Source organism: Neolewinella sp., assembly GCF_965214665.1.
GTDB lineage: Bacteria > Bacteroidota > Bacteroidia > Chitinophagales > Saprospiraceae > Neolewinella.
The window spans coordinates 2255412-2273298 of record NZ_OZ243970.1 but is presented as its reverse complement, the minus strand read 5'-3'; the positions used below and the strand labels follow the sequence as shown (position 1 = coordinate 2273298).

The 17887-nt window shown below is 59.5% G+C and carries 1 protein-coding gene; it reads right to left on the bottom strand.

What is annotated here, in order from left to right; translation table 11 throughout:
- Positions 1–167: 167 nt before the first annotated feature.
- Positions 168–17294, bottom strand: a complete 17127-nt coding sequence (locus tag ACOOHD_RS09830) for a PKD domain-containing protein (RefSeq protein ID WP_420461393.1) — start codon at positions 17292–17294, stop codon at positions 168–170.
- Positions 17295–17887 lie beyond the last annotated feature (593 nt).

Here is a 17887-nt window from a genome sequence, read left to right as displayed (position 1 = left end):
GGGGGTCTAGCCTGAAAGCGAAAGTCTTAAAGTTAGCACTTGTGCGAGGAAATGGATGTCCCACCACGCGAAGGGTACTGCACCCGCGGCCCCGCCCGGAAGTAAAAATGGGGCCACTACCTTTCGGCGTGACCCCATCGCAACAAAGATTCCGGTTAAGGAAATTGTTACAGCTTGACGAAGGGTGCGACAGTTTGGCGGTCCTTCTCAATGGTCCGTAGACGGTACACACCGGGTGGTAGCGCACCCAGCTGCAGCTCATACTGCAGCTGGTCAGCGGCTTTGTCCAGGCGCAGACTGTGTACCGTACGTCCGGTAACGTCCGTGATCAGTACGTCGACCGAGCCGGTGAAGTCACTGGTCAGCAGCAGGTTGAGCTGATCGGCAACGGGGTTCGGGAACAGCTCCAGGGTGGGGGCTGCTGCCACTGCCGGGGCCTGCTCGACGAATCCGAAGCCACTCATCTCGCGGCTGGTCGTGCTACCACAGTTGCTGGCGGTCTGACCCATTCCGGTCGGTGCCGTAGCCGTGGGGCTCAGGTACACCTTATCGAGTACGGTACCCGGCTCGCGGTTGGCCACCGTGATGGTGTGGCTACCGGCACTGAGCTGGAAGCTGCGGTCGACGGTATCGTCGTTGACCTTGCGCCACTCCAGACCGTTGGTGAGCAGATCGGCACCGCCTACCTCCTTCCAGAACTTCAGCCAGGGGCCCTGGTCGATGCGTACCCAGAAGGAGTTGCGACCCAAGTCGGGAGCGTTCATGCGGAAGTACAGGTGGTAGGTAGCGGCCGTAGTCATCGATACGTTGAAACGTATCTCCTGGCTGGGCTCGTTGGTCGGCGGGGCAGCCGTGCGGCTGGCTCCGGAGAAGACCGTCTGTAGTCCGCGCGAAGCATTGGCATTGGAAGTGATGTTCCAGCCACTGCCTACGGTAGCACATTCTGCCTCGAGCCAGCGCCCGGAAGGAGCAGTCGGCGGCGTGCTGCCACAGTTGGTAGCGGCCTGCCCGTTGCCGGTGGGCTGGGTGCCCGTCTGGTTCAAGTGCAGCTTATCGAGCTTGGTGCCGTCCTCACGGTAGGCAAAGTCGATGGTGTTGGTGCCTGAGGTCAGACTTACCTGGGGACCGGGGTAGCGGTTCCAAGCGAAGCCGGAGGTACGGGTCATTCCGCTGAACCACTTGTACCACGCTCCGCCGTTGACGCGTACCCAGTAGGAGTCGTCATTGCCGGAGGGGGCACCAATGCGGGCGAAGAGCGAGTAGTTACCGGCCGTGGCGTTGCTTACGGTGAAGCGCACGCGGTTGGCGGGTACGTCCGCGGGCGGGTTTGCACCGCTGTTACCGCTGCGTACGACTACGTACTGGCCGTTGGTCGCCGCGGCATCCGCCACGGTACTCCAGAAGCTACCTACCGTCGCACACTCCGCCTCTAGCCAGAAGCTGTTGCCGGTGGTGGGCGCTTGGGTAGCGGTTATGTTGACCACATTCGTAGCGCGGGCGCCGCGGTTGTCGGTCACCGTCAGCGTCACGGCATAGGTGCCGGCGGCGAAGGTAGCGCGGGGGCGGACGCCGGTGGCGGTACCACCGTTCCAGGCCCATGCGTAACTAGCGATCGTACCATCGGGGTCGGAGGAGCCGGAGCCATCCAACTGTACGCTCAGGGGAGCGGTACCGCTATTAGGCGTAGCGCGGGCTACGGCTACCGGGGGCTGATTGGCGGGGGTACTGTTGCAGTTCGTAGCGCTGCTTCCCACTCCAGTCGGCGTCGTGCTTCCTTTGGTGAGATACAGCTTATCAAACTTGGTCCCGTCTTCCCGGTAAGCGAAGTCAACGGTGTTGGTGCCGGTCTGTAGGCTAACTTGCGGACCGGGGTAGGGGTTCCAGACGAAGCCGACACCTTGACGAACACTGGCGTTCCACTTGTACCAGGCACCGCCGTTGATGCGGACCCAGAACGAGTCATCGTTCCCACTTGGAGCGTCGACACGGGCGAAGAGCTGATAGTTACCGGACTCGGCTTCGTTGAGCGTAAAGCGGATACGGTTAGCGGGCACATCGGCCGGTGGCGTGTTGTACTCATTACCGCTTAGCACTACGGCGTACTGTCCGTTCGATGCATTACCATCGTTGACTAGGGTCCAGGTGCTACCGACGGTGGCACACTCCGCCTCCAGCCAGAAGGTAGAAGTGCCGGTCGGCGGTGCGGTTGCGGTTACATTTACTACGTCGGTCGCCTTAGCTCCCTGGTTGTCAGTCACGGTCAGGGTCACGGCGTAGGTGCCGGTGGTGAAGGTAGCCGTTGGACGGACGCCGCTAGCGCTACCGCCATTCCAGGCCCAGGCGTAGCTGGCGATTGATCCGTCGGGGTCGGAAGAGCCGCTGCCGTCGAGCTGTACGTTCAGGGGCGCGGTGCCACTGCTGGGGGTAGCGCGAGCTACAGCGGTGGGCGCCTGGTTAACGGGTTGGCTACCACAGTTGGAGGCTATACTTCCCGTACCACTGGGCTGGGTAGTGCCCTTGGTCAGGTACAGCTTGTCGAGTCGGGTACCGTCTTCCCGGTAGGCAAAGTCTATGGTGTTGGTGCCGGTAGTCAGATTCACCTCTGGTCCGGGGTAGGCATTCCACTGGAAGCCCGTACCGGTGCTGAGGTTACCATTCCAGGTGTACCAGGCACCGCCGTTGACCCGCACGTAGTAGGAGTCGTCGAGGCCGCTACGGGCATCCACACGGGCAAAGAGCTTGTAGGCTCCGGGTTCAGCATCAGCTATCGTAAAGCGGACGCGGTTGGCGGATACGTCAGCCGGCGGGCCACCGTAGGCATCGCCTTGCGGGAAGACCACGTAGCTACCGTTAGCGGCCTCGCTGCTGGCAACCGTACTCCAACCACTACCCACCGTAGCACACTCGGCTTCGAGCCAGAAGGCCGTCTGCTGGGTATTGTCGATCGGACCCTGGTAGATGATCTCCAGGGCGGAGAGCTTCGGCTGGTCGGCACCGCCGACTTCCGGAGAAGAGTCAAAGAGCAGGTTGACCGCGCCGTCAGTAACACTCACGGTGTATTCCCGTACGGTCACCGTCTCGGCACCGACCTCGGCGAAGATGTCGAAGTTGTCAAGTACCAGTCGGTTCTCTAGCGTTACGTCGAAGATGCGTGAGCCTACGCCACCGGCACCGCCGCCCTGTGCACCCTGGTAGATTTCGGCAAAGTGCAGTCGCACCCGGTAGTTGCCGTCCGCAACGGGGACGTTGTAGGCAAAGGTGAAGGGTGCTCCGGCGCTACGCTCGCTGCGGTATAGCTGCGGTACGCGGGCCTGGCCATTGGTGTATGACTTGCCACCCGTGAACGAAGCGTCGGCGCTGAAGGTGTTACCCTGGTACGTCATCGTGGGTCCACCGGCGTTGATCCGGATGGCCGTCTCGCTACCACAGTTAAGTCCTTCGTCGACGCGGCCGTCGCAGTTATTGTCGATACCGTCGCAGACTTCCGTAGCGTTGGGATTGACCGCGGCGTTGGCGTCATTGCAGTCGGCGGCGTTGGTTACAAAGCCGGCGGCAGGGGCGCAGAGCTGGGTGCTGGAATTCGGGTTACCGAATCCGTCACCGTCCGCGTCGGCATAGTAGGTCTGCGCGGCTCCGATGCTGGCATCGAGGGGGGCACAGTCATTCACGTCGGGTACGCCGTCGCCGTCGTCGTCGGTATCGCAGGCATCTCCCTGTTCGTCACCATCGGTGTCAGTTTGATTGGGATTCGCTACGGTCGGGCAGTTGTCCCCGGCATTAGCTACGTAACCCTGGGGGGCCTCACAGGCCTGAACCGCGTCGTTGACGTCTCCGAGTCCGTCACCATCCTGGTCCGCGTAGAAAGTCGGGACTACCTGGTTGGAATTCGGAACGGTGGGACAATTGTCATCGTCATCGGGTACGCCATCGTTATCCGTATCGACCACGATCTCGCTGTCGAACAGGATTTCTAGGGCGGATACCTTGGGCTGGTTTACTCCACCGGCCGCCGCGGAGGCGTCGAAGAAGAGGTTCACCTGTCCGTCAGTCACGCTGACAACGAATTCCCGTACCGTAGCCGTCTGCGCACCCACTGCGGCATTGATATCGAAGTTGTCGAGCACGAGTTGACCTTCCAGACTTACGTCGAAGATCCGCTTACCGGCCCCTCCGGTACCTCCACCATTCGCGCCGTGATAGATCTCAGCGAAGTGCAGGCGTACGAGGTAGTTGCCATACTCTACCGGCACGTTATAGGCGAAGGTAAAGGGAGCATCCGCGCTGCGCTCCGTTTTGTATAGGGTAGGCACGGTGGCAGCAGTATTCGCGTACGTTTTACCTCCCGCAAAGGAGCCGTCCGCGGCGAAGAAGTTGCCTTGGTAGGTCAGGGCCGGTCCACCGGCATTGATCCGGATAGCCAGCGGGTCGGTACCGCAGTTGAGTCCCTCGTCGATCTGGCCGTCGCAGTCGTTGTCGATGCCGTCGCAGATTTCCTCGGCACCGGGGTTGACCGCTGCATTGGTGTCGTCACAGTCGGTGTTGTCGGTTACGAAGCCATCCTGTGCGGCACACAGCTGGGTGCTGGAGGCGGGGTCGCCAAAGCCATCACCGTCACTGTCGGCATAGTAAGTCTGGGTGGTACCACCTTCAGTTACGGTTACCTCATCGGTTAGCGGGCACTCACTTGTACCGGCGGCCAGGGTATAGGTACCGGCTACGGTTACGGTGGGGTTCTGCTGCGAAGAGGTGAATCCCTCCGGTCCGGTCCAGCGATAGGTGCCCGTGGAGGTCAGTCCATTCAGGGTCACTTCACCCGTAGTACAGTCAATCGTCTTGGGTGCATCGTCGGCGTTGGCATCGACGGTACAGTCGATGTTGTCACCGGAGACCGTCAGTTCGAAGGTAGACGAGGTAGTCAGCAGGTTGTAGTCCGTGGCTGTCACCGTGATGTCGTACTCCTCATCAAAGGCCTCGAAGGGCGCATTGATCGTGAAGGTAGCGGTGAGGTCATCGAGCGCGATCCAGCTCGGCAGAGCCGAACCATCGGCCAGTGTAGCGGAGTACAGCAGGCGGTTACCGGGGTAACCCTGGTTGAAGGACGTATCCACGCGGTACGTTTCGGTCTCCTCAATCTGCACTACGAGGTCACTGATGGCCGTGGAGGTCGGTACCGCCAGGGGCCGGGCGTTGATGATGTAGGAGGTATTATCGTTCCAGTCACAGTTGGCCGAGCCTTCGCCACAGCCGTTGGCGATATAATCCTGGTTCACGATGTACTCGTTCGGGATCACGTTGCCGTCGCGGTCGATGGCCCGGTATACCCGCACACCCAGGACTTCGTCCTTCCGCTGGTTCTGGCTAGTACCACCCGAGGTGCGGTAGCCGGCGATCATGATCTCGAAGGGCACCTCGATGCGGGCTACACTGCGACCGGCCTGTACGGTGGTCGAGTTAGGTGCAGCAGGCAGGAGCGACTGGTGATAGAGGTCATTGTGATTGTACTTCATGCCCGCTACCACCTGGTTGTTGGTATTGCGCAGCTCGGTTGGAGCACCGCCGGGTCCGTGGAGGGCCGACAGCTGGATCATCCGCAGCGGCTGACTCGGATCGGCCTGCACGAAGAGGTCGGATAGGATCATGTCACCCTCCTGGCCGCTGTTCACCCGCTCGTCAGAGGGGTAGTCGGAGCTGGGGCGGGTCACGATATTCCCGTTGGCGTCGCGGCCCATTTCGGTCGTGAAACCGAAGGCGTTGAAGACCTGCTGGGCCGTGACCTCGTTGTTGCCCTCGGGGCGGGTCATGTAGGCACCGCGTAGGGTAGATTCCAGCGCGTTGTCTGCATTACTGGTGAGTACCAGTGACTCGGTCACCAGGCGCTTACCGGCACCGCCGGAAGTCACGAAAGTAATCGTGGCATCAACGAATGCACCCGGACCTACCGACAGTCCATCTACGGGGATGTCGAGACCGCTAACCGTGAAGTTAGCCGTGTTGGTGGTGGTTAGTTCGTCGATCACCAGCGTCTCGCTACCGTCATTGAAGATCCGTACGCGGTTCTGATCGTGGGCCAGGGTTGTCTGACCTGCGCTGTTGGTCGGATTGTTGTTCCGGTGGAAGGTGAAGTAGTCCGTTGCAGGGAAGCTGCGCTGGCTACCGGGCACCTTGGTCAGGTTCTCAATCCGGGCGATGGCGTTGCTGGCTGCTACCAGGCGGAAAGCCACCGAGGTAGTACCTACCGTGCCGTTGCCGTCCGTAGCCCGAGCCCGTACGTTGTAGTCGAATACGGTAAACATGGGCGGTAGCGACAATTGCACCGGCTCGGTGTAGTCGAAGTACTCTTGGCCGTCCAGGCTGTATTCCAGCGACTCGATGCCGCCACTGTTAGCTACGTCAGTAGCGTTCAGCGTCACGGTCACTGTTCCCCGGTAGTTGCCGTCACCGTCCTGGGTTCCGTTTACGGTAGCCACCACCGTCGGGGCGGGGTCCTGCGTACGGATCGGAGTGATGATCACGTAGATGATCTTCGAGTTGCTGGCGCCGCTGGCACCCACGTCGTCGAGGGTCAGCTTACCATCCAGTACTTCTACCTCGGCACTGCCGGTACGGAAGTAGTTGGAAGCGCTAGGTACGAAACCGTCGATGATGGTCACGCCCTCAGCCCGGATCGTATGCCGGCTGTCGTAGAAGTCCGGATCACCGGCCGCCAACTCCACCCGGTAGGTGCCATTGGGTACGGCAATTTCCCAGTCACGCGGCACGGCCGGGGCGCTGTTAGCCTTGTCGAACATGTTGAGCGAGCGCAGCAACTTGTCCGAGTCGGAGCTATTATTGTTGATGCCACGGGCGGCACCACGGGCCTGATCGACGTTGCTCTGCGGAGCCTTCGTGTCGGGGTTGATCCAGCCGTATACCAGTCCGTTACCCCGGTTGCCGTAGCCCTGACCTACATCGGCGATGTAGTCGGTAGGTGGCGTGAAGCTATCGTCCTGGAAGTTAATCCGTGTTACGGTAGTTGCTTCATCGGTCACCGTAGCGGTAAGGGTCAGGGTAGCCGGCGCGAATCCGGGAGCCGTAGCGGTCACGGTAGCCTCATAGGTACCGTTGCGCAACTGGGCGGCATCGACGGCGAAATCGAGGGGCGTGTTGAAGGCCACCTGCTCAGGCAGTACCACCCAGGTCTTGCTCGCGGTGAGGCTCACTTGGTTTGCACTTAGTGCCGAACTCGTCGAAAGCACGCTGGTCATCGTCATGGACGTATTGCCAGTCTGTACCGAGAAGTCTAGGGCGTCGGGGCTAAAGCTCAGCACCTGCGACCCCGCCTCGTACGGCTTCACATTGGTCAGTACATATACGTAATCCTGGTAGTCGCCGTTGGTCGCATCCTCGTAGGTGACCAGGTAGCTATCGGCTACTAGGTTACCCTGACGGTCCCGTACGGGGTAGATGCGGGTACGGTGGGCTACACCTCCGGTGTTCAGATCGTCTTCCGTGTAGTTGACGCGGCCGAAGGTCTGGGAGGATACATAGATGCCGAAGAAGGCACCCTGGGGGTCGAAGGAGGTCGCTCCGCTTTCCAGTGTCGGGAACAGGGTCTGCGCCTGATCCAGACTGGCCGACTGTACGCCGACCTGGTTGAGCTCGACCTGACCACCGATGTTAGTATACCAGCCGAAGGGCAGGCGCTCCGCGGGGGAGTAGCGCGCCACGGGTTGGATACCCACGTTGCCGGGGCCGGCAGCTTCGAATAGCGGTACACCCACTTCCTCACCCTTGGGCTCGGGGCTGGTGGAGCTGGTCAGCGTGGTCCAACCTACGTCGATACCGATACCTAGCGTATTGACCACATCCTGGAGGGGAGGCTCTTCGCCACCCTCGTAGCCGCGCTTCTTCAGACCGTGCAGGCCGACGGAGAAGTCTTCACCCTCGTTGCCATTGCTGGTGAAGGTCAGCGCTGCTTGCTGGTAGCCCAGGTCATTGTTGTTAATCGCCGGGGCAAAGGTCACGGTATAGGTTTGCGCGGCCGCGGGTGCCAGGCTGGTTGAAGTAGGACCGGTGAAGCGGTACGAGGCTGCAAAGGGACCGGTAAGCGTCACTGCGGAAATATCGAGTGCAGTGGTTCCCTCGTTGGTGAGGGTCACCGTCTTGGTGTCCGTCTGCTCACCGTCGTTGTTGGCGGTCACCTCGAAGATCAACTCTTCGGGCTCGGCGGCGATCGAAGCCACTACCTGAGCCGGATCGTCGGCCCGCATCAGAATCAGTTGCTGATTGACGTTGCCGTCACGGTCGTACTGCGAAAGGTAGATATTACCGGTACGGGTATCTTCGATGAGGTCGAGGGGGTCATCGAGCTCCTGTAGGCCGGGAACGTCCTGGTACACCTGTACAATGTCTCCGCTGGTGTTGCTGGGCTGCATGACCATGATGTCATCCTGGCCACTAAAGCGTACGACCATCATCAGTCCCTTCAGTTTGCCACCGAAGGCGTTAGACCGGTACTCAATAGCTCCGTTGGGCGACTTATTGAAGCCGTAGTCGTAGGCCACTTCGAGGTAATTGGCATCAGGACCTAGATTATCGGGGTATTTGCGTACGTCCGTATGGGAGCCATCCTCCTGACCGGGCAGACCGGAGTAGGGGCGACCACCGTGGTTGAGCACGAACTCACCCCGGTAGGGGTTGGGGTGGCCGTGGTAGCTACCGCCCTTCGATTTGAAGAGCCAGTCCTTCTGGGTCTCGCCACCCATTACCTGGGGGATTGAGGGATTGACGAAGAAGGTGCCGTTGGGGCGCCGCACACCCTTACCGCTAGGGTCCCGGTTCACGTAGTCAGCCGAGGCCGGCGTGACGGGGGAGGTACGGTTATTACCGGCCGTACCGTTAGTGGGTGCGTACATCCAGCCGTTGGTGTGAAACACCATGTCGTAGGCGTTCCGGATACCGGTAGCGTAGAGTGTCACCGGCGAGTCGGCCGAGTAGGGGTTGTAGGTACCGTTAGACATCGTCAGTCCGGTAGCCGGGGCGTTGTTGATCACCGAGATATCGTCGGTGGTAAACAAGTCCAGCGGAAGCTGGGCGGGCAGTTTATCAACTTCTAACCGTAGTACGGCGGCGGCCAGCAGACGCTCGGGACGGAAGCCCCAGGATGCATCGGGATCACCACCGGCGGAGTTCGAGCCCTGCACGATGAACAGGTCGTTGTCACGGCCCACCACGACGCTGTTGGTCAGGTGGTCCTTCTTCGAGCGGGGTAGGTGAATCAGTACGTCCTGTACAGTTTGCAGGTTTGGACCACTGATCCGGGTGAGTACACCATCCCACTCGGGACCGTCGGAGAGGGTCAGCGCGCTATGGGTGATGTAGGCTACCAGGTTATCGGCCGTTGCCTCAGGGGCAAAGGTGAATCCGATGATCAGGCGGTCGTCGCCCAGGGACTCACCGGTCACGGGGTGATTGGCGCCTTTGAGGTCGATCGTCAGTTCCTCCAGATCGGTAAGGGTACCATCGGGCCGGATGGTCCAGCGCTTGATGATCTCGCCGGTTGTGGAACCGTAGAGCTTACCATCGGGACCGATGACCAGACTGGTAAAGCGGTCGGCTACACCTTCGCCCAGGGCCGCACCTTTTATTTGGGTGAAGCTTACACCCGTCAGGTCGGCGGGTTCGGTAGAATCATCTTCTGAGGCCGTAGTGAACGTGGAGGTGAAGGTCTGGAACGTAATGCGGTCGCTTCGGTCACCGATCCGGTTAGCCTCCACGCCGGTGACCTGGAAGCGGTAGTCGGTACTGAATTTCAGTTCGTTGATCGGAGTCAGAATTACTGCATCGCCACCACCGGTATCGTTGAAGTTGGCATCGACCTCTACCGGTCCCTGAGCGGTAAGCTCGAACAGCTTCACGTTACCCGTCAGGGTAGTGTTGTCGAGCTCGAAGCCGGATGGCGTATTGACGGCTACGGCAATCTGGAAGCCGTTAACGGCTACGCTGGTTGCACCGTTCTCCGGATTGACGTCAGAGAAGAACGCCTCGGGATCGGCCTCAGTAGGCGTGATCGTCACCGTAGCGATCTTAGTATTGAATCCGCCGTCGGCATCCAGGGTCAACTTACCATCGGCTACCGTCACGACGGCCGTGCCGGTAAAGGTGCCGCTGGCATCCTCTGCGACTGGTTCGTCGATTACAGTGACGCCTTCAGCGTTCACCACGTGGCGGGTACCGACGACGCCTTCCGCGTCGGGATCGCCAACCTGTACCGTAACCCGGTAGGTGCCGTTTGCAATAGCGAGTTCCCAGGCGCCCTCAGCTGTGATACCATTATCACCCCCGGTGTCACCGTACTGCATGTGCATGATCGTCTCCGTCAGCGTATTCACGTCGGGGTCGGGCCGGCGGTTGCGACCGTTGCCTACCAATGCAAGAGGGGTAGCCGTACCGGGTACGACCCAACCGTAAGTCCGCTCGCCGCGGCTGCCGTACGACTGGCCGAAGTCCTTGAGGTAGCCATCCGGAGCGGCGGTACCCTGATCGGAGAAGTTGATCCGTAAGGTTGCCGCCACGGGCTCGTCGGGGGCGAGTACGACGTTGCGTACGATCACCACTACGTCCTGGTAGTCGAAGCCACTGGTGTGCTCCTCGGTTGCCACCACATAAGCATTCTCCTCACCGGGCAGTTCGTAGACCCGTACGTGGTGAGGAATGGCATTGTTAAAGGTATTCAGCGCATCCTCACTGTACAGCACGCGGTTATTGAAGAACGGCCAGCGGCTGTAGAAACCGAAGCTGCCCGCACCGGGGTCGAAGGAGAGGTTACCCGAGAAGCGGGGATTGAGTGTCTGTCCGTTACCGGCCGTCGTGTTGCGAACGGTGAAGACCTCGGTAGCGGAAGCTTTATCACCACTGGCGTAATAACCGAACGCTACGATGGGGTCGTTAGCCTCAGGACCATAGACGGAAAGGATCTCCAGTTCCACCTGGGCATTGGCCGTGGCGCGCCGGAAGCGCTGAGCGGATATCTCGTCACCCAGCAGATCATTGTAACTCGCGCCACTAGGTAGGTCGATGAGATTGGTCGTTACGTTCTGGTCGCCCACATTGATGGCCAGGCCGTAGGTATCAAAGATGTACTGTAGGGAGGGCTCGCGCTCGGCACCCAGTCCATCCTTACCGAGACCACGCAGATCTACGGTAGCGGAGGTAGCGTTATCGCCACGCACCGTCAGGGTAGCGGTGTGTACGCCCTCCCGCTCGGGATCGAAGCGTACAGTGACCGAGGAAGAACCATTGGCCGGGATGCTAGCGGGTAGCATCGAGGCATCGACCTCGAAGAAGGCAGCGTCGGGACCACTCAGGGTAGCGGTAGGATTGGTCAGTGCGACGTTGCCGGTGTTGGCCACCAGTACGGTAGTGTCCCGACCGGGCCCACCTCCGGCTACGTCATCAAGGATCAGGTTGGTGGGGTTAAGCGAAATGACCGGCTCGTCGGAGGTGATGGTCACCGTAACATCAAGTTGAGCGCTGGTATACCCATCGGCACTGGCAAATACGGAGGTCGAGTAAACGCCCTCGGCCAGGCCTTCCTGAATTCCGAAGACCAACTGACCTACCTCGGGGTCCGTAGGTAGAATCAACCACTCACTGGCATCGGGGTCTTCCGATAGCGCCACAGCGAAGGTCTCGTCATCGCTGCTGCTTAGGGTTACGGTTTGGTCGGCAACGGCGACCCCCTCACGGGCGGTCACGTCGATGCGCTCGGGGGAGAACGAAAGTACCGGGGTGACCTCGTCGAGCTCGATGGAGAAGTTGTCGAAGGCAAAGTCGATCGACTGGTCCTCGGCGGCGCGGCGGTGGCTGGTGAAGACACCGGCGTAAGTCAGGGCAGCGGTGCCGGACTGACCGTCGTGATCCGTTCCATCTAGTATCGACTGGGCGACCGCGAACTCGGATATACCATCCTGTATCACTTGTACCTCGGTACCTCCATCGACCCGGTAAAAGGCGCTGGCGCGGCCGGTAGCAGGGTTGACCTCCATGCGGAGGCTAATGGTGCCGGCGGTGGTGGGAAACGGAGCTCCGTTGATCTCTGCGACTACTACCTTAGTATCATCCGCTGGATCAGGACTTTCGACAACAAGTTGAACCTTCTGCTGGGAGTTGCTCACCTTTATCAGCGCCACCTTGAGGAAGTTATCTTCATTGAGCCCGAAGTAGAGGCTGGCCTGCTGTGAATTCGCTCCGTTACTACCGGCAAAGTTAGGCTGAGCAACGTCCACCGAAACGTTGAAAACGTTGGTGGGAGGTACTACGAAGCCTACGCCCAGTGCATTGACCTGAGTATTGTTATCGCTGCTCTCTGGGGGCTTCTGAAAATTAAGTCCCTTCGTGCTGGTAATGACCAGTTGGCCATTCGTGAGTTGAATCAAGGATTCTTCGAGCCCCGGCACATCGGGGTTAGAGGGCGCAGCGGGGAATTGGTTGACCGAGGGTGGGTCCACCATCGTAAACCCAGTACTAGCCACACCACCCGCCGGTCCGTCGAAGGGCAGCAAGAAGGGTAGCTCCACGCCGATACGGTCACAGGGCAGGGTAGAAAGCGGCGAGCAGGCCGTTTCCGGCTCCACTACTTCAGTCACTGTGATAGCTACGGAGGCCGTGTCGGCAAGCTCCCCGTCGCTTACGGCTACATCGAGCAGGTACTCCGACTGCTGGTCGAAGTCGAGGTCACCGGTCACCGTGATCAGACCGTTATTGTCCACGGCAAAGGCTCCGGCCTCATTACCAGTCACGAAGGTGAAGGTGAGCGGATCGCTCTCCTCATCCGTAGCTACTACGGTACCTACTTCAGCACCGGCGTTAGCATCCTCAGCGACCTCGAAGGTCTGGTCAGCCACCGCGGGGGCGGTATTTGGCTTCGTGGTTATACTGAAGTAGTCGAAGGTTGCATCGAAGGTGCTGCCGTTGCGGTAAGTAGCAAACGCACCGGCGAAACTCATCGGGGCCACCCCGTCACTGAGTATGCGTCCATCAAGGTAAGCCGACGGAAGTGCTAGGGTATTCGTACCATCGGCGCGGTCCACTAATCGGGTCTCGGCACCGCCGTCAATAGCGTAGAAGGCATACATCGTACCGGCAACAGGATCAATGACCATCCGTAGGGTAATATCACTACCTGCCGTAGGCACGTTGACCTGTAGCTCATCCTGGTTATTGGTTTGCACCGTCGAGCTCACTCCATTGACCTCACGGCGCAGCTCAATCTGGCTGTCGTTATTAACGTCAAGTTTAACGAAGTTGTCCTCGTCAATACCGAACCAAATTCCCGCCTGAGCGGAACTGCCACCGGTGGTCAGTCCCAGTAACTTAGTTTCGATCGTGATCACCTCGCTCAGGCCCCGCAGGCCCACGCCAAGCGTGTTGATCTGGGTGTTGTTATTGCTGCTACTGGGGGGATCCAGGAAGGCAATGCCCTTGTTAGCCGCAATGACCAGATTGCCCCCGACTACGTTGAGTCGGCTGGGCTCATAGCCATTCACGCCGGGGAAAGTAGCCGGGCCATCCTGAGTCAGGCGCGCCTCGCTGTGGTTGTCCACCATGGTGAAACCGGTCAGTTCGCCATCAGCATCCTCCAGTCCGCGCTCCGTACCGGTAAAGTTGAGCACGTAGGGGATCGCTACGGGGATCTCCTCGCACTCCAGCAGACTTACGGGTGTGCAGGGCTCGGCGGGAGCAGCTTCTACCGTCAGCGTGAAGGACTCGGTATCGTCCAGCTCACCGTCGGATACCGTGATCGCGATGTCAGCGTAAGTGCCCGCATCACCGGCTAGGGGGTTGACCGCCACGGATGCCGTTCCGTCACCGTTGTCGGTGAGGGTGGCAAAAGCGGGCAGGTCGGTCGCGCTGAAGGTCAGTGTGTCGTTCTCCTCGTCCGAGGCAGAAAGATTCACCGTAGTGGTTTCCTCCTCGGTCACGGTCTGATCGTCGATCGCAGCTAGGGTGGGGGCCGTGTTGGGTGCGGCGACGGTGATGGTGGTCTCCACGGACTCGCTGCTCTGATTTTGATCGTCGGTGACGACGAGGCTGGCCGTATAGGTTCCGGCCGCGGTGTACTCGTGGGACGTAACCGCCTCGGTAGACGTACTACCGTCGCCGAAGTCGTAGACGTAGCTTAGCTCACCGTCCTCCGGGTCCGAAGAGGCCGAACCGTCAAAGCTGACGGTCAGCGGCGCGGTGCCACTTTCGGGCGTAGCGGTGAAGCTAGCCGTAGGGGCCTCATTGGCGGGCGGAGCTGCTGGCGTGATGGTGAAGTTGTCGAAAACGGCATTGAAGCTGCTGCTAGCACCCCGGTAGCTGGCGAATACGCCGGCAAAGGTCAACGGAGCCTCCGCACCGCTCAGGCTGCGTCCTGCTAGATAGCCAGCGGGAAGAGCCAGGGAGCTGGTACCGCTACTGGCGTCCGACACCTGGACTTCCGCACCGCCGTCCACACGGTAAAAGGCCTCCATCGTCCCGTTGATGGGGTCGATCCGTAGGCGCAGCGCGATATCGCTACCCTGTAGGCTGTTGTTAGCACCTTGGTTAGCGAGTACGAAATCGGTAGTATTGGGGCTCTGCCCATCGATCTCACGGCGTAGTTCTACTTGCCGGTTGTTGTTCATGTCGAGCTTGACGAAGTTGTCCTCGTCGGTGCCGAACCAAATACCGGCCTGGGCCGAGTTGCCACCGGTATTGATGCGCAGCAGCGTCGTCTCGATGTCGAAGGGCTGGCTCAGGTCGCGCAGACCCACTCCGAGGGTGTTGATCTGGTTGTTATTGTTGCTACTTCCGTCTTCCAGATTTGGGTTACGGAAAGCGATGCCCTTACTGGCGGTAAGCACGAGATTGCCCCCGGTCACGTTAAGTAGGCTGGGCTCGTAGCCATTTATGTCTGGGAAGGTAGCTGGACCGTCCTCAGCCATACGGGCCTCGCTGTGGTTATCGACCAGAGTGAAGCCGGTCAGTTCGCCATCGGCATCTTCCAGTCCCCGTTCGGTACCGGTGAACTCCAGGCTGAAGGGCAGGGCCACTTCCAGTTCGTCGCAGGGTAGGAGACTCACAGGATTACAGGCCGGGGGCGTACCGGCTTCCACGACGATACTTACGCTCTCCTCGTCCATGAGGCTACCGTCCGTCACCGTAAAGGTGATACCGGCGTAGGTTCCGACCGTGCCGGCAGCGGGCGTAAGGGTCAGGGTGGCGGTACGGTCGCCATTATCGGTGAGGGTGGCAAAATCAGGTAACCCACTGGCCGAAAAGCTGAGTGCATCCCCCTCATTCTCATCCGTTGCCGTCAGCATAAAGGTGGCGGTCTCCTCTTCGGTAGCACTCAGGTCACCAATTGCCGCGAGCGCGGGTGCAACGTTTGCCGTGCCAACTGCAATATCGGTCGCTACCGGCTCGCTACTTAGGCCACCCGCATCGGTCACGGTAAGGGTAGCGGTGAAGGCACCGGAGGTCGTATACTCATGGTCTACGGTCTGGTCCGCGCCGGTGGTACCGTCACCGAAGTCCCAGGCGTAGGTCAGCTCGTCCGACTCGGGATCGCTGGAGGCAATACCGTCAAAAGCGACAAGCAGGGGAGCATCGCCCGAAGTAGGAGTAGCAGTAAAGTTTGCCGTAGGAGCCTCGTTGACATCCGTAACGTTAACCGTTACGGTAGCTTCGTCCGTGGCCTCGCCATCACTTACCACTACGGTAAGGGTGTAGGTAGCTACGTCCTCAAAATCGAAAGCGCCGGTCGCGGTGAGCGCGCCGGTGGCTTCCTCGATGGCAAAAAGATCTTCCTCGTTTCCGGCCGTGATGGCAAAGGTGAGGGCGTCGTCATCGTCGTCGCTCGCTACCACGCTACCGATGGTTGCACCTGCGTCCCCGCCCTCGTCAACGTCGAAGCTCTGGTCGGCAATGGCCGGGGGAGCATTGGGTGCGTTGGTAGGGGTTACGGTGGCGAAGTTGATCTTAGTATTGTTAGCGGCTGGATCGTCGGCGTTGATGGTAAGCTGGCCATCAAGGACCTCTACGGTGACGGTGCCGGTCATAAAGCGACCAGGGTCGCCGTCGGGCAGGGTATTATCGACGTCAAATACCGGGATAGCGGTGAGACCTTCCACCTGAATGAAGTGATCGGGAGTCTCCGACACGGTACCGTCCTGTTGGGGATCACCCACGCTGACGGATACTTCGTACCAGCCGTTGGGTACCGCTACCTCCCACTGACCTTCGGTGGCCCGGTTGCCGTCCCAGGCGGCTACGTCATTGCCCTGCATGTGTACGAGGGTCTGCTGAAGCAGGCTGAGTCCCGAATAGGAGCCACGGTTGCGCCCCGTACCGGTGCTCGGCGTGGTGAGGTCGATGGGGGTGCCGTCGGAAAGTCTCGTCCAGCCGTAGGTGATTTCTCCCTCTTTGGGGCCGTAGGGTAGACCGTAGTCTTTGAGGTAGCCGTTGGGAGGCGTGGTGCCCTCGTCCTGAAAATTGATCAGGTAGGGGAAGGAGACTGGGGGGGCGGGGGGATTGGCCAGTTCGGTGACTACCTCCGTATAGTCGGTGCTGAGGCGGATGGGGCCGACGCTGCCGTCGTGGGTGCCGCCGTTGGCGCTACTGATGAATAGCCGGCCGATTGCAGGAGTACCCTGGATGCCGCTATGGGTGCCGGCTAAGGTCCAGTTGGTCTCTGCCTCGTCGAGCGCCGGATCAATCGTCCAACTATAAGTGATGGTACCGTTGCCATCATACTCGCCCCGGACAACGAACTGGAGCGTCCTGTTCGCTTCGACGGGCGCTACACCATTGTCAGATGCACTACCACCCAGTCCGATGCGGGCGATCAGGTTGCTACCATCTTTGGCAATTTGCTGACGCACCCACTGGTCGCCGGCTACCTCATCATCGATGCGGATCGCTACACGAATTCGACCGGCCGCAGTGCCTCCTAGCGCACTAACCCTGTAGTAGGTGCCGAAATAGAAGGGTACGCCAGCGGATAATTGAGCAGGGGAATTCGTCAGTGCGAGGTAGTCGTGCGCGTGATTTCCCTGATCGAATCTGAGCGAATGGGTGGTATTTGCCGTAAGGCCCTGATCGACCACTGGAACAACGGCATCCGTACTCTTCTCCCGCAACCACGTCTGCGGAGCAATCTCGTGCAGATTACCCGTACCGTAGGTATCGAAATTTTCAGTGTAGGAGAAATTCTGTCCAAAAAGGGTGGTAATGGACAAAAAGAGGGTCATAAACAGCCAGGAGGCTGCCTTCGGGTAAAGACTCTTCATGTAAATCAGAATTGTGTTGTTCGGGCCGCAGCCCCTAGTGTTTAATCTTGGATAGTGTCTAAAAAGGAATAGCCGTTTAAGGTCTTAATCGTGCTGAATAACGCTTAATGCGGAAAACACCACTAGCCAGGCCTACCGGGTTCCCGGTGCGCATGGCAGGATGGAATGAATCATTGGATTGATAGCCTCGAAAATTATGCGGGCCGTCGTTCGCCGGTGAGCGGCGAAGAAGGATCACTGTGTTTAGTTCATAGTCAAAATACGCGGGAGAGCAGGAAAACCGGCGCACCCATAATATCCCATACGACGATAACCATCGCTTTGGTTTTATAAAAGTACGGATAAAGCCATAACCGACCAAATATTAGTTGTAACATTTTTTGGTGAGTAGGGCTCACAAACCGAGCGATTTCCTTCTTTCCCATTTAGACACCCACAATAGACATTTAATAAGCATCATATATGAGGTGGTCCACAAGGACAGTAAATTGTCAGCTCTACTACTTTTTTATTGCTGGCAAAAAAGGTTAACTCTTTTCCATGGCTAAAATGGGGCCACCCGGTTCGACCGCGTGACCCCATTAGTGGAAACT